Raw genomic sequence first — 21,366 nt, forward strand, 5'->3', positions numbered from 1 at the left:
CGCTGACGCCGTTGGAGGCGGTCGATTCGTCTCCTAGAGCTGAGTATTTCGATTCGTAGGAAACTCTTATCAACGCGGCGTCGTCTCTGTGTGTGTAATGAGCATACACGAGGACGAAGACGACCCCTTCGAGGAGCAGAAGGAGAACGCCGAGAATCCGATGCGACGGCTGTTCCTCGAATACGGGGCCGAGAACACGCTCGCGTTCGCGACCGGCGTGGTGGCGAGCATCTTCGCCCGGGTGCTCAACCTCCTCCCGCCCATCGTCCTGGGCGTCGCCATCGACGCGCTGTTCGCCGAGGGGTCGGGACAGATCCCGTACTCGGAGGCGCTCGCGAGCCAGCTTCCCCTGCTCTCGGAGAGCGTCGCGGCCGCGATATCGCCCGCGACGCCGACCGACCAGTTCTGGTTCTCTGTCGTCGTCATCGCGGCGGCGTTCGCCTTCGGTGCCGCCTTCCACTGGGCGCGCAACTGGGGCTGGAACTCCTTCGCGCAGAACATCCAGCACGACATCCGGACCGACACGTACGACAAGATGCAACGGCTGAACATGGACTTCTTCGCCGACAAGCAGACCGGCGAGATGATGTCCATCCTCAGCAACGACGTGAACCGGCTCGAACGGTTCCTCAACGACGGGATGAACTCGGCGTTCCGCCTGTCGGTGATGGTCGTCGCCATCGCGGTCATCCTCTTCACGACGAACTGGCAACTCGCGCTCGTCGCGATGGTGCCGGTGCCGCTCATCGGCCTGTTCACCTACAAGTTCGTCGAGATCATCCAGCCGAAGTACGCCGACGTCCGCTCGGCCGTCGGCAAGGTCAACTCCCGACTGGAGAACAACCTCGGCGGCATCCAGGTCATCAAGACGAGCAACACCGAGACCTACGAGTCCGACCGCGTCGAGGACGTCTCCGACGAGTACTTCGACTCGAACTGGGGGGCCATCGTCACCCGCATCAAGTTCTTCCCGTCGCTCCAGATCCTCTCGGGACTCGGCTTCGCGCTCACGTTCGTCGTTGGCGGCCTGTGGGTGCTCAACGGCGAGGGACCGTGGTTCTTCACGGGCGACCTCTCGGCCGGCAAGTTCGTCACGTTCATGCTGCTGACCCAGCGGTTCATCTGGCCGATGGCGCAGTTCGGCTCCATCATCAACATGTACCAGCGCGCCTACGCCTCCAGTTCGCGCATCTTCGGCCTGATGGACGAACCCAGTCGCATCCGTGAGGACCCCGACGCCGACGAACTCGTGGTCGACGAGGGCGAGGTCGTCTACGACGACGTCACCTTCGGCTACGACGACGAGGAGGTCATCGTCGAGGACGTCGCCTTCGACGTCGCGGGCGGCGACACCCTGGCGCTGGTCGGGCCGACCGGCGCAGGCAAGTCGACCGTCCTCAAGCTCCTGTTGCGCATGTACGACGTCGACGAGGGTGCCATCCGCATCGACGGCACCGACCTCCGCGACGTCAGCCTGCCGAGTCTCCGGCAGGCCATCGGCTACGTCAGCCAGGACACGTTCATGTTCTACGGCACGGTCCGCGAGAACATCGCTTACGGTACGTTCGACGCCGACGAGGAGGCCGTCGTCGAGGCCGCGAAGGCCGCGGAGGCCCACGAGTTCATCACGAACCTGCCGGAGGGGTACGACACGGAGGTGGGCGAGCGCGGCGTCAAGCTCTCCGGCGGCCAGCGCCAGCGCATCTCCATCGCCCGGGCCATCCTCAAGGACCCCGAGATACTCATCCTCGACGAGGCGACCAGCGACGTCGACACCGAGACGGAGATGCTCATCCAGCGCTCGCTGGACCGGCTCACCGAGGACCGGACCACGTTCGCCATCGCCCACCGCCTCTCGACCATCAAGGACGCCGACAAGATCGTCGTCCTCGAGGGCGGCAAGATCGTCGAGCGCGGGACCCACGACGACCTGCTGGAGAACGACGGGCTCTACGCCCACCTCTGGGGCGTCCAGGCCGGCGAGATCGACGAGCTGCCCGAGGAGTTCGTCGAGCGTGCCGCGCGCCGTACCGCTCGCACGGAAGTCGACGACGACTGACCGCCATCGGCTGTCTGACGGACTCAGCGCCGTCCGCGGTGGTACGGCTGGCCGCTCTTGTCCCGCTGGAGGTCGCACTGTCGCGCTATCGCACGGTCGATGCGCCGCTCGTACGCCCGGAGCTCGTTCTCGTTGCGCCCCCACCGACCGCGCGACTGCCGGGTGGATTCGAGCCGCCCCCCGTACCGCGGCACCTCCTCGCGTTGCTCGCCGCCCTCACGTTCCTCCTGCCGCTCGCCCTCGCGTCGCTCCGTTCGCGCCTCGTCCTCGCCCCTGTCGGTTTCGTCCCCGCCGCTGTCGGTCGTCTCCAGGCGCGCCCGCTCGGTTCCACCGGGACCCGACGGTCGTCCCTGCCCGCTGCCGCTCTCGACGCCGCTCACGTAGCGGTCGCCGTAGGTCTCCGACGCCTGGCCGTACCCCGACCGCTGCTGGGACCGGCCGACGGGCCGGTCCGACGTCCCGCCGCGTTCCGGTTCGCGCTCGCGTTCCCACGTGCTGCCCGCTCGAAGCGTCCGTTCCTCGCGCTCTCCGGTCCGTTCCTCCGCCGTTCGTTCTTCGGCTCGCTCCTCGTGTTCCTCGGTGTCGTCTTCGGGTGCCATGGTTCGCCCCGTCCTACTCGAAATTGGCGAATAAACCGCGTTGACCGTTCAGACCGTTCGCAGCCCTCGTCGCGGCGTTACCCTCGTCACGGCGGTGCCGGTGCCGTCGCTCGTCGACGTAACGACGAGTTACCGCTACACGCGAACGGGGCGGCGCGTCCCCCGGTTGCGACCGACGGGGTGTGGACCTCGTCGGGGGTCTCGCACGGCACGAGCGCGCGTCGTCCGGGCCCGGTCACGAACGCCGGGCGGTCGACCGGCCGTCCGGGGCGTCGAGGCGGTCGACGCCGCGGTCGGCAAGCCAGCGCAGCGCCCCGCGGACGGCGTCCGTGTCGGGGACGTGGTAGTCGGCCGCGGTCTCCGATTCGCGCCCCACCGCGACGCCGAACCCCGCGTCCGGGAGCGCGCGGAAGGCGTCCTCGTCGGTGCGGTCGTCGCCGACGTACAGCGCCGACCACGCCTCGTCGTCGGGTACCAGACGGTCGTAGAGCCAGCGCGTCGCCCGACCCTTGTCCCAGTCGACGTCGGGTCGCAGCTCCAGGACCGCCTTGCCCGTCGTCACGCGGACGTCGTCGACGTCCGCCACGGCGGTCCGGACGGCCCGTTCCACCGCCGGCACGGCCTCGTCCGGCGCGAGGCGGTAGTGGACCGAGGCGGTCACGCCCTTGTCCTCGACGAACGCCCCGTCGACGTCCGCCAGTTGCGCGTCGACGTCCGCGACGACCCGTTCGATGGTCGCCCGGAAGTCGCTCCCGACGGGGTAGCGGGTCTCGTCGTCGACCCGGAGTTCGAGGCCGTGGTTGCCGGCGTAGGCCAGCCCCTCGACGTCGACGCGGTCGCGGAGGTCCGCGAGACCGCGGCCGCTGACGACGCCGACCCGGACGCCGCGCGCGTCCCGGAGGTCCGCGAGCACGTCGCCGGTGGCTTCCGGGAGCGCCACCGCGTCGGGACGGTCCGCGATGGGCGCGAGCGTACCGTCGAAGTCCAGCAGCACGAGCAGGCCGTCGACGCCCTGCAGGCGCTCGGCGAGCGCGTCGCGTTGCTCGTCGAACGGAATCGGTTCGCCGGTCATCGTCCCCGCGGCGGCGCGGCGGCCCGCTCGCGTCCGCGCTGGATGGCCTTCACCGTGCGGAACTGGGCGGCCAGCCACGCGTAGACGTCGTCGGCGTGGACCTGCCGCTTCAGCTCGCCCATCCGGCGCTCGCGCTCGTCCGCGGGTAGCTGCAGCCCCCGCTCGATGGCGTCGGCGACCCCGTCGGTGTCGCGCGGGTGGATCGTCAGCACCTCGTCGCCGAGCTTCTCGCTGGCGCCGGCGAGTTCGCTCAGCAGTAGCACGCCGGGGTCGTCGACCTGCGAGGCGACGTACTCCTTCGCCACGAGGTTCATCCCGTCGCGGAGCGCGCTGACGAGACAGAGGTCCGCCTCGCGGTACAGCGCGGCCAGCCCCTCCTGCGGGAGGTGGTCCTCAACGTAGACGATGGGCCGCCAGTCGTCCGTGCCGAACCGGTCGTTGACCCGCGCTACCTCCCCGCGGACCTCGTCCTGCAGGCGCTGGTAGGCCGGGATGCGGGTCCGGCTCTCGCTGGCTTTCTGGACGTACGTGAGTTCGCCGCGCCACTCCGGCCGCGTCTCCCAGAGGCGTTCGAGCGCGGCGAGGCGCTCCGGGATGCCCTTCGTGTAGTCGAGGCGCTCGACGCCGAGCGCGACGCGAGTGCCGTCCAGGCCGTGGCTGTCGCGGAACGACCGCCAGAACTCCGCCGCCGCCGCCGACCGGGCGAGGTCGCGCCGGTGGTCGGCGTCGACGCCGAGCGGGAACGGCCGGACGAACGTCCGGTGGCCGTCGTAGACGACGCTGCGCGTCGCCCGGTCGACGGTCGCGCCCGACAGCGCGGCAGCACAGTCGAGGAAGTTCCGGCAGTACCTGTCGGTGTGGACGCCGAGCAGGTCGTTGCCGAGCAGCCCCTCCAGCAGCTGTTCGTACTGCGGTGCGGCCTGGAACGCGTCCCGGGGCGGCCACGGGACGTGCCAGAACTGCATACAGAAGGCGTCTGGTCGCTGCTCGCGCACAAGCTCCGGGGCCAGCGCGAGGTGGTAGTCCTGGAACCACACGATCGGGTCGTCGCCGGCCTCCGCCGAGACGGCGTCGGCGAACGACCGGTTGGCCGCCTGGTAGTGCTCCCAGAACTCTCCTTTCGCGTTCACCTTCGCGGTGTCGAGGTGACAGACCGGCCACAGCACCTGGTTGCTGTAGCCGTAGTAGTAGCCGTCGACCCGCTCGTCCGACAGCGGAACGCGCCGGAGGGTGTAGGCGGGCGACTCGGGCGGCACGCCGACGCGACCCGCCTCGTCGGACGTCACGTCGTCGGCGTCGCCGCTCGCCCACGCGACCCACGTCCCGCCGACCGACTGCATCACCGGGTCGAGTGCCGAGGTCAGTCCGCCGGCGGGGCAGCTGACGGACACCTCGCCATCGTCGTCGTACTCGTGACTGTACGGTTCACGATTCGATACGACCACGAGATTGCGGTCCTCCACCAGCGAGGACACGTCCTCGGGCGTCGGCGATTCCCCTGTCATAACTCTGTGGCCCGCGGGACCCTCCCCGCGGCACCGTGTACACCTCTCATCTGCTACCAGTGGTTCCCCGTTGCACCGAATAAGCGGGTCGCCCGTTCATCACAGTTTGAACGTCTGAACTGTCTTACGGCCCAGATATCGGGTTTCAGGCTCGGCCTACCCGTCCGAAACGCCCCGTTACTCGGCGGCAGACCGCGGGCACGTCGGACGGTCGTCCCGCGCCTATCGATCGCAGCGCGAACCTGGCGCTGCACGACAGGGAACGTACCGGTCGGACGGAGAACAGTTCAGGGCGGCCGGTCACCCGCGGTGGCGCGACCGGCGTCGAAAGCATCGAAGAACGGAGGCGTACCGGTCAGAACGACTCGACGTCGGGGTCGTCGTCGTCGGGCGCGGACTGCTCGAACCCGCCGCGGTCGGAGTAGCGCTGGCGCCCGACCGCCTCGCTGTCGACCATGCCGACGATGGACTGGCGCACGTCGTCGGCCGACTCGTAGTCCTCGTTCAGCGGCCCGAGCACCGACCGGACGGTCTCCGACCCGTTCTCCAGTTCTAACTCGTGGTCGCCGTACTCCTCGACGAGTTCGTCCGCCGACACCGGATACTCGTGTTCGTCGAGTTCGTCGCTCAACTCGCCGAGGTCGACCCCCAGCGTGCGGTCTCGTTTGTCCTCGGTCATGTACCGACCGACGCCGGACGACGGGTAAGGCCTTCTGGCCAACCGTTCTGTTTACAGCACTTCCTCGCTCCGTGCACCCTGCGGCCGGGTGCCGAGGCGGGGCTTACAAGATACTGCCGCCACTTCCGACGCGTATGCACCTCTCGGACGCGACGTGGACCGACGCCGACGACCTCGACACGGACCTCGCACTGCTGCCGGTCGGGAGCACCGAACAGCACGGTCCGCACGCGCCGCTGGCGACCGACGCGCTGAACGCCGAGGCGGTCGCCGACGCGGGGGCGGCCGCCTACGACGGCGAGGTGGTCGTCGCGCCGCCGGTGACGGTCGGCGTCAGCGAGGAGCATCGCCAGTTCACCGGGACGCTGTGGGTCAGCCCGGACACCTTCCGGCGGTACGTCCGCGAGACGGTCGCCAGCCTCGCCCACCACGGCTGGGACCGCGTCGTGCTCGTCAACGGCCACGGCGGGAACGTGGCGGCACTGCGCGAGGTCGCGGGGACCATCACGCGCGACGACGACGCCTACGCCGTCCCGTTCACGTGGTTCGAGGCGGTCGGCGACCACGCCGGCGACATGGGCCACGCCGGCCCGCTGGAGACCGCCCTGCTGCGCCACGTCTACCCCGACCTCGTCCGCGAGGAGCGCGTCGACGAGGCTCGCGAGGGCGCCAGCGACGGCTGGGGGGAGTGGGTCTCGCACGCGAACCTCGCGGTCGACAGCGCGGAGTTCACGGAGAACGGCGTGGTCGGCGACCCGACGGCGGGCGACGAACGGCGCGGCGAGGAACTGCTCGACCTTGCGGGCGCGGCGCTGGCGGCGCTACTCGACGCGGTCGAATCGCGGGACGTGCGCCTGCCCGACCACAGGTAGCGACCGTGTGAACGGGTCGCGACGGGCGCGACGTCCCTACGCTTCGGCGTCCGCCTCGTCGGCCTCGCCGTCGGTCGCGTCCGGTTCGTCTCCGGCGTCCGCGTCGTCGGCCGCTGGCTCCGGTTCGTCGTCGGCCTGCAGGTCCTCGAGCGCGCTCTTCAGGCTCGGGACCGTGCTCGCCAGTTCGCCGACCTGCTCGCGGGCGGCCTCGACGTCCTCGATGGCCGAGTCGAGCGCCGCGATCTCGGCCTCGAGGTCGTCGGCGTCGTCGAAGGCGTCGGCGCGCTCGCCCATCGCGAACCACTTCTTGGCGTCACGGAGGTGGTCGGCGGCGTCGGCGACGTCGAGCGCCGACCGGAGCGCGTTGAGCGTCCCGAGCGTGTTGTCGGCGTCGCTCTCCCACACGGCCTCGACGGCCGGGAGCTCCTCTCGCGCCGCGTCGAGGTGCTCCTCGACGTTCTCGCGGACCTCGCTGGCGGCCTCGCCGAACAGTTCGTCGTCGAAGGTCGATTGGCTCATACCCGTCACTTGGACGGCACGTGTTTTAAAGACCGGCCCGAAACCGGAAGTGAAATCGCGGTGCGGGGGGCGGCCTGTCGGCAGGAAATCGAAAGCTACGCTCGGACGTCCGCGACCCGCATCAGGGGGTAGCCGTCCTCCATCTCCATGCGGGCGACGACCTCGACGCCGTCCTGCTCGACGACGATCTCGACCTCCATGAACCGGCCCGTGAGTTCGGTGTAGCCGTGGTCGATGGCGTCGGCGAGTTCGTCGGTGAGGACGTCGACCGTCACGGACTCGCAGAACGGCTGGTTCTCGATGCTCTCCTCCATCGCGCGTGCGAGGCTGTCCGCGGTGTCGGGACTGACGGGGGTCCCGGCGAACTGGTGGTACAGCGCGCCGAACTTGACGCCCGCCTCGAAGCAGGCGGTCTCGCTCGTCTCGGGGTCCATGTCCGATGGCACGCGCCCCGCCACTAAAGTTCGCGTGATGGCGGACGACCGGCCAGCGACCGGCAACGGGACGAACTCGCACGTTTCAGATTGCGGCAAGGCAAACTGCTAAGTGGTATGCTGATAACAATCATCACGCCCCGATGGGGCAGGTTGCACCCGAACCGCAATCCCCACGATTGCGGTTCTTCTGTCAGGAGAAGGCTTTTTGTCCCGCTCCGCGCACACCACGCGTATGACGGAGTCGCCAGTCGAGGTGAACACGGTTCTCGTCCCCGTGGACGGGAGCGACGAGTCGGTAGCCGCTGTCGAGTACGCGGCTGGAATCGCCGAGAAGTACGGGGCTGACGTCCACGCGCTGTACGTGCTCGACGAGGAGGTGTCGAAGGCTATCGAGACGGGCGCCGTCGAGAAGGACGACGTCGTCGTCGAGACCGAGTCGTTCATCGAGAGCGCCCGCGACATCACCGACGACTACGGCGTCGAACTCGGGAACTCTATCGCGTACGGCTTCTCGACCCGCCGGAAGACCCAGCACCCCGGCAGCGCCGTCCTCGACTCCGCCGACGAGGTCGAGGCGGACTTCATCGTCATCCCCCGGGAACCGCTCACCGGCGAACCGGGCGAGGTGCTGGAGAAGGCCGCGGAGTACGTGCTCCTGTACGCGAGCCAGCCGGTGCTGTCGGTCTGAGAGGAGAGACGACGGCGTCGCTCGTCGAGCAGAGAGACCGAACTGGGTCGCCGAGAGAACTGGCGTCGTTACTCTTCGTCGCCGCCGCCGAGAAGGTCCTCGACGGACTCCTCGCCGCGCTCCGAAATCGAGACGTTGAGCTGGGCGATGTCGTCGCTGACCTCCTTGCCGCGGACGGTGACGCGCTTGCGCTCGCCGTCGCGCTTGGGGTTGTAGCCGGTGCCGCCCTCGAGCAGGACCTCCTTCAGCGCCGGGCCGTTGACGTCGTCGCGCATCGGTCGGCCGGCGTTGTCCGAACCGCCGCGGATCTCGACCTCGTAGCCGTCGAGGCCGACCGCGTCGCCGCCGACCGTCTGGCCGATCTCCTTGCCGATGAACCGGTTCGCGTCCTGTCCGTCCACGTCTCGCTGGTAGGTCGCCCCGGAGTCGGGGTCCGCGACGACGACCTGGAAGTTTGCCATACGGGGGAAATGGCGAGCGCTCGGTAAAAGGAATACGATTTTGGCTCCGAGAACGCTCCGCCGCGCTTCCGGTCGCTGGCGGTCGATACGAGCTCGTTCGCCAGGTTGGCGAACTGCGGATCGGCGAAAGGACTCACCGACGAGTAGCGGGCGGACCCCCGAAATCCCTTTCCAGCGGGCCGACGTCTGTGTATCGGGGGAGGATGGCCGAGGTCTACTACTTCGTCAGCGACCTTCACGTCGGCGGCGACGAGCAGTTACAGGAGGCCGAGTTCGAGTCGGAGTTCGTGGCGTTCCTCGAACGACTCGCGGACCGCGACGAGGACGCCGAACTGATAATCCTCGGCGACGCGTTCGGGCTCTGGGAGTTTACGGAGGTCGAGGGACTGGCGAAGTTCGACCGACTCGTCGAGAACCACCCGGGCCTCTTCGAGCAGTTTTGCGCGACCGGCGAACGGATCGACATCACGCTCATCCCGGGCAACCACGACGCGGAACTCGCGGGGTATCGGGCGTACGTCGACCGTCTGGCGGAGTACAACGTCACGCTCGACGCGACGCTCTCGCTGGAGCGGCCGGTCGCCGGACGGACCGTCTGGATCGAACACGGGATGCAGCACGACCCGAACAACCGGATGCCTGACTTCGGCAACCCGCGGGCGAATCCGTTGGGGTACTTCGTGAACCGTCACGTCACGAGCAAGGCCGGACAGCTGTCGGGGCACGGGAAGTACAACTGGCTGAAGGACATCCAGTCGATGACGCCGCTAGAGGAGATTCCGACGTGGCTCCTCTCGAACTACTACTACCGGGAGATGAGTCCGTTCCTGCGGTACGCCGCACTCCCGTTCCTCCTGCTGTTCAACGTGAGCGTCCTCTACCTCGCCATCCTGCTGCTGGAGGGGAGCGGCGTCCTCGGGACGACGGTCGTCACCGACGCGACGACGGCCTTCCTGCGTCTGTTCGGACTGGCGGGCGACCTCGTTGCGTTCGTCTTCGCCGTCAACGCCGCCGTCGTCCTGCTCCTGATCCTCATCTCGATCCCGCTCTACGTCCTCGTCCGCGACGTGAAACGGACCCTCGAACGGTTCGGTATCTCGTTCGAGGGGGCTGCGGGGGACCGCGACGCCGCCTACCTAGACGCGGCCCGCGACGTGTTCGCCGAGCGTCCCGACGTGGCGGTGTACGTCTACGGCCACACCCACCGCGCCTCTCTCACGCGACTCGACGAGCGCGTCGTCATCAACACCGGAACCTGGCTGAAGCGACTCCACCGCGTGTCGCCGCGCATCGGCCTCCTGCCGCCCATCTACCGTCCCTCCTTCCGGCTGAACTACTTCCGCATCAGCGAGGAGGCGGGCGACGTGCTCGTCGAGTACGAGACCGTCGAGAAGGAGGCGCGACAGGAGCTCTCGTTCCTCCAGCGACTGCTCGCCGAACGGCGACCGCCCGCCCCCGAGATCCCCGACCGGACGGTCGTCGCGGGGTCGCCGGACGACCGCGAGGAGAGCGCGGTCCAGGAACGGGCCGCCGACGGGCAGTCCACCGACGCCACGTCGGACGGCGACCCAGAACGTGACTGACGGTGAGGGCTCCCCCGAAGGCGAGCGGGTCGCCGTCTCGCAGACCGCTATCGCTGCCGCAGCGGAGTTAGAAGGGGTACTCGCGCTGCTCCTCCTGGACGGAGATCCACTTCGTCTGGGTGAGCTCCTCCAGGATGGCGTCGCCGTCGTAGCGGCCGATGCCGGAGGCCTTCACGCCGCCGAACGGGACGGACGGCTCCTCGTTGATGGGCTGGTCGTTGACGTGGACCATCCCGGCGTCGATGGCGTCGGCGAGGTCGCGCGCGCGGTCGAGGTCGCCGGCGTGGACCGACGCGGCGAGGCCGTACTCGGTGTCGTTGGCGAGTTCGACGGCCTCCTCGTCGTCGGCGAACGGGATGACGGGCGCGATGGGGCCGAACGTCTCGTTGCACGCGGCCGCCATGTCGTTCTCGGCGTCCGAGAGCACGGTCGGCTCGACGAACAGGTCGTCCGCCTCGCCGCCAGTTTCGAGCGTCGCGCCAGCCTCGACCGTCCGCTCGACGTAGTCGAGCATCTCGTCGCGCTGTCCCTCGTCGATGACGGGCCCGATGACGTTCTCGCGGTCGGTCGGGTCGCCGACGGGGAGGTTCTCGGCGCGCTCGGCCAGGCGCTCGACGTACTCGTCGTAGACGTCCTCGTGGACGAGATGGCGGTTGATGGAGATACAGACCTGGCCCTGGTGGAGGAACGAGCCGAACACCGCCGAGTCGACGGCGGCGTCGAGGTCGGCGTCCTCGGTGACGACGTGGGGGTTGTTGCCGCCGAGTTCCATCGCCGGCAGCGCGAGGTTCTCCGCCGCCGTGGCGGCGACGCGCTTGCCGACGTCGGTCGACCCGGTGAACGCCATCACGTCGAGTTCGGGGTGCCCGGCGACCCGGTCGCCGATGTCGGAGCCGTACCCGGGGACGACGTTCAGGAGGCCGTCGGGGAGGCCGGCCTCGTCGAACAGACGCGCGAGCAGGAGGCCGCCGGTGACGGGCGTCGCGGAGGCGGGCTTGAGGACGACGGCGTTGCCCGTCGCCAGCGCGGGCGCGACGGCCCGCATCGAGAGGTTGAACGGGAAGTTCCACGGCGAGATGACGCCGACGACGCCCATCGGGACGCGCTCGACGTGGTTCTGCTTGCCGGGGATCATCGAGTCCTGCGTCTCGGTGTCGAGTTCGTCCGCGAGGCCGGCGGCGTGGTAGCACATCCCCTGTGCGGTCTGCCACTCGGCGAACGCCTTCGCGTTCGCGCTGCCAGACTCGACCGCGAGCGACTGGAGGATGTCGTCGCGGTGCTCGTCCAGCAGGTCGATGGCGTCCTCGACGACCGCCGCCCGCTCCTCGGCCGGCCGGTCGGCCCACTCGGACTGCGCCTCGGCGGCCGCCTCGTACGCGCGGTCGACGTCGTCCTCGGTCGCCGCCGGTACGGAGGTGACTGTCTCGCGCGTCGCCGGGTTCTCGACCGCGATGTCGTCGCGGTCGCCGGCGTCGACCCACTCGCCGTCGATGTACAGGGCGTTCCACTCCGCGTCCATGGTGAACGATGACTCTGACATTCGCACCCCGAGATTGGGTTCGCCCCCCGATAAAGAACAGGAAAGCGGCGGACGGTGGAGACGAATGTCGGCAGCGGAACGGGAGGCTGGTCGGCGAACGCCCGCCGACGTCTCCAACTCCACGACCCCCGAACTTATGATCGCCACCTGACAACGTGAGCGCATGGCGACCGCGGCGACCCGTGACCGACTGCTCGACCGGATGCGCTCGCTCTCGCCCCCGGAGTTCGAGGTGCTCTGCAAGACCGTCCTCGGCGAGCGCCTGCGGACGGCGGCGCTCACTGTCACGCCGGCGTCCCAGGACGGCGGCATCGACATCGAGGGCCGACTCGAGGACGACTGGTTCGCCGCCGACTTCGGCGTCCAAGTCAAGCGATACGCCGCGGACAACCGCGTCGGAAACGACCGTATCCACCGCTTCGCTGGCGCGCTCGCGGAGAACGACTACCACGTCGGCACGTTCGTCACGACGAGTTCCTACACCGGGCCGGCGACCGAGACGGCCGAGCGCCTTCCGGTGAAACTCGTCTCGGGCGACGACCTCGTGCGGTCGATGGTCGACGGCGGCGTCGGCGTCGTCCGCACCGGCGACGGGGTCGACCTCGACGAGACGTTCTGGGACCGCGTCGACGAGAGCGACGAGCGGGTCCCGGCCGGCGACGTGCCGCTGGCCAGCAACCTCGACCGCGTCCGTGCGGTCCTCGCGGCGCTGCGTCACACCGACGGCACCCGCGACGCCGTGCGGCGCTGGGCGGCCCGGAACCGCGGCCTCGACCTCTCGGACCGCCACGTCTACATCAACGCGAACGCCGCGACCGTGCTTGGCCTCGCCCGGACCGAACCGACGCCCCGCGGCGACGCCGCGCGCTGGGGGGTCACCGCCAGCGGTGCGGAGTACCTGAACGCCCACCCCGAGTCGGCCGCGGCACGGGCCGTCCTCGAAGACGCCATCCGCGACGTCGACCTCGTCCGGCGCGTCCGGTCCCGACTCGTCGACGCCGGCGAACTGTCCCGCGAGGCGGTCGACGACTGCATCGCGGCCGAGACGACCGGACTCTCGCAGTCCAGCGTCGAACGCCGCGGCAGCGCGCTCCGCTCGTGGCTCGCGGAACTCCCCGAGGTCGAGGAGACCGGCGGACGAGCGGGGAAGACGTACGTCCACGTCGGCGACGGTGACGTTGACGACGGTGGTGTGGGCGATGGCGGCGTGAGCGACGGTGACGTTGACGACGGTGGTGTGGACGATGGTGGCGTGAGCGACGGCGAGCAGTAGTATCTCGCCGGCTCACCCCGCTGACCTGGAACGGGTTCACAAGTTCTCGGCGAGAATCGTCGCTGTCCGGGCTCCAGGGGCGGACACTGCCTGGCTTCCCAACTTCTGAAAATGGTGGGAGTATTCATTGGGTGACTGCGGAAACATGTCTGCTGGAGAAAACTCATGACGCTCATCGAGTGGAACGACGACAAGTACAGCACGAACATCGACCGGTTCGACGAGCAGCACCAGAACCTGTTCGAGCTGTTGAACGACCTCTACGACGCGATGGAGCAGGGCAAGGGCGAGGAGGAGGTCGGCGACGCCCTGCGCGAACTGGAGGAGTACACCGAGTACCACTTCGGCGACGAGGAGGAGTTCATGAAGGACTGCGGATACGCCCACGACTGCTCTGAGTGCTTCCACAGCCACCAGGACATGCACGAGGAGTTCGCCGCGACGGTGTCGGAGTTCCGCGAGAAACACGAGAACGGCGAGTTCATCACGATGGACGTCCTGGAGTTCGCCCGCGACTGGCTCGACGGCCACATCGCCGGCGACGAGCAGGACCAGAGCTACGGCGAGTACTTCGCCGAGGACGTCGAGGACTACGAGTTCGAGTGAGTCCCGACCGCTCCGCGGCCCCTCGACCGTCTCGCAACAATGAAAGTTTCTGATTCACAGGGTTAGCCATGGAATCGTACAACTCAGTCTTCGGAACGGGCGGGCACAACGACGAGGTCGACGCCGACGAACTCGTCGACGACATCGGCCTCGACGCCGAGGAGATCGCGTGGCGCAAGGCGTTCGTCGACTTCGACGACGACGACGCGCGTCGCCTGCGTGCCCTCGCCGAGACGTTCCGCGACCACGACGACGAGATAGCGGACCGCTTCTACGAGAACCTGACGTCGTTCGACGACACCGAGGCCATCATCGACAACTCCCCGAAGGACGTCGAACAGCTCAAGCAGACCCAGCGAGCCTACTGGGTCACCCTCACCGCCGGGGAGTACGGCGAGGAGTACTTCCGCAACCGCGCGCGCATCGGCAAGCTCCACGACATCCTCGACATGCCCGCGAAGCACTACATCGGGCAGTACGGGGTCTACTTCGAACTGCTGCTCTCCGTCCTCACCGACCGCGTTCAGGAGAACGTCGCCGACCACCTCCGCGCGGCCGGCGTCGGCGAGGACACCATCGAGACCGTCAGGTCGGAGATCGACGAGGGCAACAGGGACGCCCTCTCGGCGCTCAAGCTGATGAACCTGGACATGCAGGTGGCGATGGACACCTACATCCACGCCCACATGGAGCAGGTCGAGCAGGAGATCGAGCGGCGCAAGGAGATCGCCGAGGAGACCCAGAACGCCGCCCAGGACCTCCAGAACTTCGCCAACGACGTCTCCAAGAGCTCCCAGCGCATCAGCGACCTGACGGACAACGAGGCGGGCAACATGGACGAAATCCGCTCGGAGATGTCGAACCTCAGCGCGACCATCGAGGAGATCGCCGCCACCTCCAGCGAGGTCGAGGCGACGAGCGAGCGGGCGGTCGAGGCCGCCGAGGACGGCCAGGAGTCGGCCACGACCGCCATCGACGTGATGGAAGACATCCAGGCGTCCGCGGACGAGATCGAGACGGACGTCCAGAACCTCAGCGAGCAGACCGAGGAGATCGACGAGGTCATCACTGTCATCAACGACATCGCCGACCAGACGAACCTGCTCGCGCTGAACGCTTCCATCGAGGCGGCGCGCGCCGGCGAGGCCGGCGACGGGTTCGCCGTCGTCGCCGACGAGGTGAAGAGCCTCGCCGAGGAGTCACAGTCGCAGGCCGACCGCATCGAGCAGACCATCGTCGACATCCAGAACGACATCGAACGCACCGCCGACACCATCGACGAGACCGCCGGTAACGTCGAGACCGGCATCGAGCAGGTCGAGAACGCCATGGCACAGCTCGACGAGATCGCCGCCGTCGTCAAGGACGCCGCCGTCGGCGTCGAGGAGGTCGCCGACGCCACCGACGAGCAGGCCGCCGTCGCCGAGCAGATCGCCGGCATGCTCGACGACGCCACCGACCGCATCAGCGAGATCAACGAGGAGATCGACGAGATCGCCACCGCCAACGAACAGCAGACCGCGAAGGTGTTCAAGGTCACCTCCGACCTCCGACAGCTCAGCGACGACGTCTGACTCCGGCCGTCTCGGACCTGACAGTCGACTTCTGTTCTTCCCCCGTGCGACTTCACGACAGTTCGACCGCCCCGGGACTCGTCGCGCTCCGTCCCGGCGACTACACCGTGAGTTCGTCACCCGGCCCGGGCGCTGACGCGTCGAAACCCTCGCCCCCGAGTTCCTCCGCGAACGCCTCGCACCGGTCGCCGTGGTTCACGAGCACCTGCGCGTCTCGATAGGAGCCGAGGAGGTCCAGCAGACCGTCGCGGTCGGCGTGCGCGGAGAAGTCGTACGACTCCACCTGCGCGCTCACCGGCATCACTCGCCCGTCGATCTCGGCGCGCCCGCGGTCGAGCAACTCTCGGCCGGGCGTGCCCTCGACCTGGTAGCCCGTCATCGCGATCTTGTTCGTCGGGTTCGCACGGACCGCCGGGACGTAGGTCATCGCCGGGCCGCCCGAGAGCATCCCGCTCGTCGTCACGACGACGGTGTTCTGGTCGGCGATGCGCTCGCGCTGGCCGTCGCGACCCGTGACGAACCGGGCGTTGGACTTCGCCCGCCGCAGCGCGTCGGGGTCGCGGACGAACTCGGGGTGCTGGCGCAGCATCCTGGTCACTCCCTTTCCCATGCCGTCGACGTAGCAGTCGACGTCGTGTGCCGCACAGATCATGAGCATCTCCTGGGTGCGGCCGATGGCGAAGGCGGGGACGACGACGGTGCCGCCCTCCCAGAGGGTGGTGCGGACGCTCTCGACGAACCGCTCCTCGGTCTGCTGGCGGGGGTCGTGTTCGACGTCGCTGTACGTGCTCTCGCAGACGACGACGTCGGCGTCTGGGCGGGCGGTCGACGCCGAGACGAGGCGCTGACTCTCCGTGTGGAAGTCGGCGGTGTAGAAGAGGCGGGTGTCGCCGTCGTCGACGAGGACGTGGGCGCTACCGGGGATGTGGCCGGCGTTGTAGAAGGTCACCTCGTGGCCGGCCGCTTCGAACGTCTCGCGGTAGCCGTGGGTCTGCGAGACCTGCGTGACGCGTTTGACCTCCTGTTCGGTGAACGGGCAGTCGTAGGTGCCGCCGTGGAGCTTGAGCGTGTCGCGGGCGAGGACGAGCGCGAGTTCGCGCGTCGGCGGCGTCCAGTGGATGGGCGGCCGGCGGTCGCCGGCGAGGAGGGAGGGGACGGCGCCGACGTGGTCGAGGTGGCCGTGGCTGACGACGACGGCGTCCGGGTCGGGCGCGTCCACGGGGTACTGCGGGGGGTTCCCGGTCTTCATCCCGTAGTCGAGCAGCAGGCGGTCGTTCACGAGGATGGCGCTGCGGCCGACCTCGCGAGCGCCGCCGAGGAACCGAATATGCATTAGCGACCGGTAGTCGTTCGTGCCGTTTGACAACGTCGAATCATGGTTGCGAACCTGAAACTCCCACCGCTCGGGATTCCTGCGCCTGAAGGCGCAGGAGGATGTCAATCTGAGCTCCCCCAATTGCTCCGTCGTCGGCCGGAAATAGCTGTCACACGTCGTCAGGAGGCCACCGAGAGAGCCCCGGCCGGTCGTTCTCCCACGCCACCAACTCGAGGATCGATGGCACGAGCGAGAGCTGTCGTTCCAGGACGTTCACCGGATGGCTGTCGTGGAGCACGGCCGGCTTTCGGGCGACCGTTTCGTCACGGTGGTCGAGTTGGTAGTGACACGTCCCGAGGTCGGGGTGGGTTCCGTCCTGATACCACCCGAACGAGTAGTTCCGTTCCCCGTCGACCCACTGAATCTCGTAGTGGTCGTACTCGACGTCGTCCGGAAAGTCGAACTCGACGCGAAGCTCGGTCGTCTCCGAGGGGTACGGCTCCCCCAACAGGACCTCGGGATCGACCGTCGCACAGACCTCGTGTCGCCGGATCGAACTCGGCGCGTACCGGACGTCGCGGCACCCGCCCTGGTTGCTCAGCCACGTCTGGATCTCGCCGTGAGCGGTGTGCTGGTCGACTGACATCCTCCCACGGCTAAAGCCGTGGGGTTCCCCCACTGGGGGTTGAACCCACGGAGACGGAGAGGTTCGCAGGTTCGTCGTCGCGTTGGACGATGACCTGCGTTTCGGGCTGTGCCAGTACAGCCCCGCCTCAGACAGCGGTTTCGGGAACTTGCCCAAGGCTCGTTTGCCGATGTTCAGCGCACCATTCTTGTCTGCATTGTCGTCCAGTCCACACTCGGGGCACTCAAAACGTCCCTGCGTTTCACGGACGCCCTCGCAGGCACAACGGTTACAGCGGAAGCAGGGAGAAAGCCCACCCCTGAAGGGGTGGGATGAATCCCGTAAGCCTGATTGGTATCCCGGTTATACAGCGGTACCGTGAGAGGGTCCTCAATTTCCATCCAGCGGGCTGCCCTCCAAGGATACCTTCTCATTCTACTCGGACTCCTGTTCGTCGTTGAGAACGCCCTGTCGGTGCTCGCGGCCAGCGGTTCTCTCACCGGGATTAGCGGTGTCGTTCTTGGTCTCTTTGCAATCGGCAGTGGTGTACTCGTGTATTTCAGACCCGACAAAGTCTCTCGTGGAACGGAGCCTGCTCCGACCTATCTGTACGCTCTTGCTGGCGTCGCTACTATCGCGTTTCTATTCTCGATCGTCTCTGTATTGCAGGGATGAGTCCGAATCTCGCCCCTTGCGTAGCTTCTTTTCTGTATTGGGCGATCCGCTATCCAGACTCCGTGCCACATTCGCGCCCACTATCCAGCACGACGTGGCGGTAGTCCCGATCCACCAGCAGGAGCGCGGCCACAGGTGTTCCAGCGACGGGGATCGAAGATTCCATCGCGTACGCCGAGCGGCCGGGGTACGCGGATTGGCTGCGGCGCCCGGTGGACGCCACCCCCGAATCGGCGGCAACCGCAGGGCTATTTGTCCCCGTGGTGGGACCGCCGAGTGTGTCGCGTCCCGCTCTGCTCCGCTCCGAACCGTACGCTACCCTCCTCCCAGGGCTGGTCGTCCCGGTCGGCGTCCTCCTTCTCGACTGGCCCAAAGCAGTCGTCCTCGGGGTGTTCGTCCTTGAGATTGTAGCGGTCGTCTGCTGGGCCGTGGTGAAGATTCCCTTCGCTGTCAAGCGCCCCCGAAACATGATCGACGGGGACGACCGGCTCCTCGGCCCGCTCCAGACGAAACGAGGGTCGGTCACTCTCCCCGGGCCGCTCCCGCCCGTCTACCTCCGGAACGTCCCGACGTTGCTCCTGACGGGGTGTTTCCTGGCACCGCTCGAGGTCGGCGCGGCGTTCCTCGTCTTCGCGTTCACCGACCCGACGATCACGACCCCCGTCGTCGAGCAGTTGCTGCTCGGCGGCGTCGGCGTGTTCCTCGCTGAAGGAGTCGAGACGGCCAGTGAGTACTTCGCCCACGGTGGGTACCGGGAGCACTCGCCGCGCTCGGTCGTCCTCGTGCCGTTCAAACGCCTGTTCGGCGTCGGAGCGCTGCTGTTCGTCGCCGGACCGCTCCAGGGTGCCGCGGTGAGCGGCGAGGTCGTCCTCGGAATCCTCGTCGTCGGAAAGTTCCTCTACGACCTCCGACGGCTCCAGGTGGCACGCGACCCCGACGCTCGGGGGCTGTTCTACCGGCTCTACGGGAGCGCCGAGACCGAACCGGAGCCGGTCCCCGTCGAGGTTCCCCCGGGCGACCCCGTGGTCCGGAACCGCCCACCACGAGGTGCGGCCCTCCTCGACGCGCTCGGTCGTGGCGTCACGTACACGCTCACCAGTGGCGTCCTCGTCGTCTATCTCGCGGCCGCGTTCTTCCTCGCGTTCGGCGCGACGACCGTCGGAGTCGTCTTCCTCGGCGTCGCCGCCGTATTCGCCGGTGTCAGGGCAGTCTCGCGGTACCTCCGGTACGGGACCGTCGAGTACCGGGGGTACGACGGCACGCTCGTCGTCTACGACTGGGTGCTCGAGGAACCACAGGCCCGGCTCGAACGGAGCGCCGTGACCGACCTCGAGGTCACCGCGGACGCCGTCGACCGGGCGTTCGACACGCGGACGGTTCGACTGGGTGGGATGGACGACGACCACACGCCGACGTTCCGACTAACGGTCCCCGACCCCGGAGAGTTAGAGGGCGACGACGCGAACGCGAACGAGTCGCTGTCGCTCGTCCACGTCCGCGACCACCGCGGACTGGTCGACGCCCTCGGTGTCTCCTGGCGACTTGGCGAGTCGGCTGCCCCGACGAGCAGGTAGTCGGAGCGGGACAGCAGCTGGCGAGCCGGGACCGGCCAGGCAGGCAAAGTCGAATCACGCTGACCGTCCAGTCCGTCTGCCCACTATTCTCTACACTCCTTACTATTCGGGCAGACGACCGCACCTGCTGCGATTGTCCGCCGCGGCGCTCGTACGTCTATCGCAGGAGAGGCACGGCTTCGGCCCACAGCTCCTGAAACTGGCGTTCGAATTCGCCGACGATGTCGCTGTCGTTTACCGCAACGACGCCGATACGGTCTGCGGTCATCTGTGGGTGTGGGATGTCGATGGTCGTTACCGTCTGGTCGATCACGTCGAAGGAGACTGGAATCTCGGGAAGTACTCTGATTCGTACCTCCGCTGCGTGTTCTTCCGCCACGTCGAAGAGTGCATCGGGGGCCGTTTCGATAACTTGTTGGCTAACGAGCAACGAGACAGTGAGACCTGGCTGTGCCCCGTCGAAAAACGCATCGACCTCCTGTTTGAGTGCCTGCCACGATGCAGACTCGTAGGGCGGCCCGACCGCGGCACGAACTGAATTCGTTGCCGTCTGCATGTGCTCTTCGAGCGCTGTTTGCATCTCCTCACTGCCGAGTGCGCCAAGCCAGACGCTCCCGTCGGCCGGCAACGTCGGAAGGAGATTCGAACGGACGGAGTTAGCTACTTCGCGATACCGGGCCCATTCCTGCTGTAGTTCAGCGGTGCGCTCGGCGAGGAGTCTATCGACGACGATTTCGGGCGGTTCTGCGGCGTATCGAGTCGGCTCAGTCGATTGCGTTCGAACGAGCTGCCGAGCTTTGAGGTTATTGAGAACGTCGTAAATACGGCCTTTTGGCACGCCACTAGCCTCAGATACCTCGGTCGCTGTCGCTGCACCGGTGACCAGTAGCGTGCGGTAGACTTTCTCCTCGTAGCTTGAAAGCCCGAGTTCGCCGAGGTCAGTCATTGGCGATCACTACTGCGTTCCAACAGTTAGAATGTACTGAACGCGTCCTGCACAACGGTACTCTGCGTATTCGGTCGTCCTCGTGTCGCTGAATCGGGAGGCACGAAATGACCCGCAAGTGGCAGTTGGTTTCAGAATCATCATATCTGGCGTCGCAGTAGCGGCACACATGAATCCGTACGTGTTGCTCGCCGGTGCGATCGTGTCCGAACTTGTCGGAACGACTGCTCTCAAGCTCTCAGACGGCTTCTCGAACCCACTACCGAGTCTCGGTGTCGTCGTCGGATACGGGCTCGCTTTCTATCTGGTTTCGTTAACCCTGGAGGATCTGCCAATCGGGGTGGTGTATGGGACGTGGGCTGCCCTCGGCATCGTCGGTGTCGCGGCTATCGGTGTCGTCGTATTCGACGAACCCCTCGACCCGGCTGGTGCCGTCGGTATCCTCCTGATCCTCGGTGGCGTGTATTGTGTAAACGTACTCTCGGAGATGACCGTCCACTAGACTTCCTGTACTACCGATTGGAGTGATCGACCGAGATCGTGAGCGAGGCGGGCGATTGTGAGCTCTCGAAACTGTTTCCACCAGTGCCGTAAGCGAACATCTGCTCTCACATCGATTCTGGACTTCGGCACTCTTTGAACCCTATGTCGTACTCCTGGGCCGGAATATCGGGTTTTCGACTAACCTCTGGCTTTCGGCAGATAGCACGTCCGCAATCTGCCTACTCGGTCCGCTTTCTCTCGGAGCGATCGTTTCTGGGGGA

Annotated in this window: 21 protein-coding genes and 1 pseudogene; 10 read left to right on the forward strand and 12 right to left on the reverse strand. The window is 67.3% G+C overall.

Going from position 1 to position 21,366, the window contains the following annotated elements:
- The first annotated feature begins 97 nt into the window (after window positions 1-97).
- Window positions 98-2,059 (forward strand): ABC transporter ATP-binding protein, encoded by a 1,962-nt coding sequence (locus NKT36_RS09875; RefSeq protein ID WP_327050879.1) that lies wholly within the window; start codon window positions 98-100, stop codon window positions 2,057-2,059.
- Window positions 2,060-2,082: 23 nt separating this feature from the next.
- Here NKT36_RS09875 and NKT36_RS09880 read toward each other — a convergent pair whose 3' ends face one another.
- The 4 genes from NKT36_RS09880 to NKT36_RS09895 all read right to left on the reverse strand — a co-directional run bounded on the left by NKT36_RS09880 (window position 2,083) and on the right by NKT36_RS09895 (window position 5,914).
- On the reverse strand, window positions 2,083-2,658 hold the full coding sequence (locus NKT36_RS09880) for a hypothetical protein (RefSeq protein WP_327050880.1): 576 nt from the start codon (window positions 2,656-2,658) through the stop codon (window positions 2,083-2,085).
- A gap of 235 nt (window positions 2,659-2,893) precedes the next feature.
- Window positions 2,894-3,730 carry a trehalose-phosphatase gene (gene otsB / locus NKT36_RS09885; RefSeq protein WP_327050881.1) on the reverse strand — a complete coding sequence of 279 codons (837 nt, stop codon included), beginning with the start codon at window positions 3,728-3,730 and terminating at the stop codon, window positions 2,894-2,896.
- Complete coding sequence (locus tag NKT36_RS09890) at window positions 3,727-5,235, reverse strand: alpha,alpha-trehalose-phosphate synthase (UDP-forming) (protein ID WP_327050882.1); 1,509 nt, start codon at window positions 5,233-5,235, stop codon at window positions 3,727-3,729. Before NKT36_RS09890 ends, otsB begins: the two co-directional genes overlap by 4 nt.
- 355 nt (window positions 5,236-5,590) lie before the next feature.
- On the reverse strand, window positions 5,591-5,914 hold the full coding sequence (locus NKT36_RS09895) for a DUF5789 family protein (RefSeq protein ID WP_327050883.1): 324 nt from the start codon (window positions 5,912-5,914) through the stop codon (window positions 5,591-5,593).
- Window positions 5,915-6,048: 134 nt separating this feature from the next.
- Between NKT36_RS09895 and NKT36_RS09900 the strand changes: the two genes are divergently transcribed.
- Complete coding sequence (locus NKT36_RS09900) at window positions 6,049-6,786, forward strand: creatininase family protein (RefSeq protein WP_327050884.1); 738 nt, start codon at window positions 6,049-6,051, stop codon at window positions 6,784-6,786.
- 36 nt (window positions 6,787-6,822) lie between these two features.
- On the opposite strand, the gene NKT36_RS09905 is transcribed toward NKT36_RS09900, so the two are convergent.
- Both NKT36_RS09905 and NKT36_RS09910 read right to left on the reverse strand, forming a co-directional pair.
- Window positions 6,823-7,305, reverse strand: a complete 483-nt coding sequence (locus NKT36_RS09905) for a DUF5790 family protein (protein ID WP_327050885.1) — start codon at window positions 7,303-7,305, stop codon at window positions 6,823-6,825.
- A gap of 95 nt (window positions 7,306-7,400) precedes the next feature.
- The gene (locus NKT36_RS09910; protein WP_327050886.1) at window positions 7,401-7,739 is read right to left on the reverse strand and encodes a dihydroneopterin aldolase family protein; all 339 of its coding nucleotides are present in this window, start codon (window positions 7,737-7,739) and stop codon (window positions 7,401-7,403) included.
- A gap of 235 nt (window positions 7,740-7,974) precedes the next feature.
- Between NKT36_RS09910 and NKT36_RS09915 the strand changes: the two genes are divergently transcribed.
- Window positions 7,975-8,430 carry a universal stress protein gene (locus tag NKT36_RS09915; protein WP_327050887.1) on the forward strand — a complete coding sequence of 152 codons (456 nt, stop codon included), beginning with the start codon at window positions 7,975-7,977 and terminating at the stop codon, window positions 8,428-8,430.
- 68 nt (window positions 8,431-8,498) lie between these two features.
- On the opposite strand, the gene NKT36_RS09920 is transcribed toward NKT36_RS09915, so the two are convergent.
- Entirely contained in the window at window positions 8,499-8,891 is a 393-nt protein-coding gene (locus NKT36_RS09920; RefSeq protein WP_327050888.1) for a 30S ribosomal protein S6e, read from the reverse strand.
- Window positions 8,892-9,094: 203 nt separating this feature from the next.
- Between NKT36_RS09920 and NKT36_RS09925 the strand changes: the two genes are divergently transcribed.
- Window positions 9,095-10,474 carry a metallophosphoesterase gene (locus NKT36_RS09925; RefSeq protein WP_327050889.1) on the forward strand — a complete coding sequence of 460 codons (1,380 nt, stop codon included), beginning with the start codon at window positions 9,095-9,097 and terminating at the stop codon, window positions 10,472-10,474.
- A 67-nt stretch (window positions 10,475-10,541) separates the two neighbouring features.
- Here the strand turns inward: NKT36_RS09925 and NKT36_RS09930 are convergent, their stop codons facing one another.
- A complete protein-coding gene (locus tag NKT36_RS09930; RefSeq protein WP_327050890.1) occupies window positions 10,542-12,014 on the reverse strand; it encodes an aldehyde dehydrogenase family protein in 1,473 nt (490 codons plus the stop codon).
- A gap of 163 nt (window positions 12,015-12,177) precedes the next feature.
- On the opposite strand from NKT36_RS09930, the gene NKT36_RS09935 reads away from it, so the two are divergent.
- From NKT36_RS09935 to NKT36_RS09945, 3 genes are all read left to right on the forward strand, one after another.
- Window positions 12,178-13,287: a restriction endonuclease gene (locus NKT36_RS09935; RefSeq protein WP_327050891.1), complete on the forward strand. Its 1,110-nt coding sequence runs from the start codon at window positions 12,178-12,180 to the stop codon at window positions 13,285-13,287.
- A 165-nt stretch (window positions 13,288-13,452) separates the two neighbouring features.
- The gene (locus NKT36_RS09940) at window positions 13,453-13,893 is read left to right on the forward strand and encodes a bacteriohemerythrin (RefSeq protein WP_327050892.1); all 441 of its coding nucleotides are present in this window, start codon (window positions 13,453-13,455) and stop codon (window positions 13,891-13,893) included.
- A 68-nt stretch (window positions 13,894-13,961) separates the two neighbouring features.
- Window positions 13,962-15,467, forward strand: a complete 1,506-nt coding sequence (locus tag NKT36_RS09945; protein ID WP_327050893.1) for a globin-coupled sensor protein — start codon at window positions 13,962-13,964, stop codon at window positions 15,465-15,467.
- Window positions 15,468-15,567: 100 nt separating this feature from the next.
- Here NKT36_RS09945 and NKT36_RS09950 read toward each other — a convergent pair whose 3' ends face one another.
- The 3 genes and pseudogenes from NKT36_RS09950 to NKT36_RS19245 form a co-directional block, all read right to left on the reverse strand.
- Complete coding sequence (locus NKT36_RS09950; RefSeq protein ID WP_327050894.1) at window positions 15,568-16,800, reverse strand: MBL fold metallo-hydrolase; 1,233 nt, start codon at window positions 16,798-16,800, stop codon at window positions 15,568-15,570.
- A 151-nt stretch (window positions 16,801-16,951) separates the two neighbouring features.
- Window positions 16,952-17,428, reverse strand: coding sequence for a hypothetical protein (locus NKT36_RS09955; protein ID WP_327050895.1), 477 nt, complete (start codon window positions 17,426-17,428; stop codon window positions 16,952-16,954).
- Window positions 17,429-17,438: 10 nt separating this feature from the next.
- Window positions 17,439-17,701 (reverse strand): annotated as a pseudogene (locus NKT36_RS19245) (zinc ribbon domain-containing protein); the annotation flags it as partial.
- An 84-nt stretch (window positions 17,702-17,785) separates the two neighbouring features.
- On the opposite strand from NKT36_RS19245, the gene NKT36_RS09960 reads away from it, so the two are divergent.
- Window positions 17,786-18,082 carry a hypothetical protein gene (locus NKT36_RS09960; RefSeq protein WP_327050896.1) on the forward strand — a complete coding sequence of 99 codons (297 nt, stop codon included), beginning with the start codon at window positions 17,786-17,788 and terminating at the stop codon, window positions 18,080-18,082.
- A 278-nt stretch (window positions 18,083-18,360) separates the two neighbouring features.
- Window positions 18,361-19,656, forward strand: a complete 1,296-nt coding sequence (locus NKT36_RS09965; RefSeq protein ID WP_327050897.1) for a DUF6498-containing protein — start codon at window positions 18,361-18,363, stop codon at window positions 19,654-19,656.
- A gap of 157 nt (window positions 19,657-19,813) precedes the next feature.
- Here NKT36_RS09965 and NKT36_RS09970 read toward each other — a convergent pair whose 3' ends face one another.
- On the reverse strand, window positions 19,814-20,602 hold the full coding sequence (locus NKT36_RS09970; RefSeq protein WP_327050898.1) for a TrmB family transcriptional regulator: 789 nt from the start codon (window positions 20,600-20,602) through the stop codon (window positions 19,814-19,816).
- A 169-nt stretch (window positions 20,603-20,771) separates the two neighbouring features.
- On the opposite strand from NKT36_RS09970, the gene NKT36_RS09975 reads away from it, so the two are divergent.
- Window positions 20,772-21,104 carry a DMT family transporter gene (locus NKT36_RS09975; protein ID WP_327050899.1) on the forward strand — a complete coding sequence of 111 codons (333 nt, stop codon included), beginning with the start codon at window positions 20,772-20,774 and terminating at the stop codon, window positions 21,102-21,104.
- Window positions 21,105-21,366: the final 262 nt, after the last annotated feature.

This window comes from Halomicrococcus gelatinilyticus, from assembly GCA_024227995.1.
In the GTDB taxonomy this organism is placed as follows: domain Archaea; phylum Halobacteriota; class Halobacteria; order Halobacteriales; family Haladaptataceae; genus Halomicrococcus; species Halomicrococcus gelatinilyticus.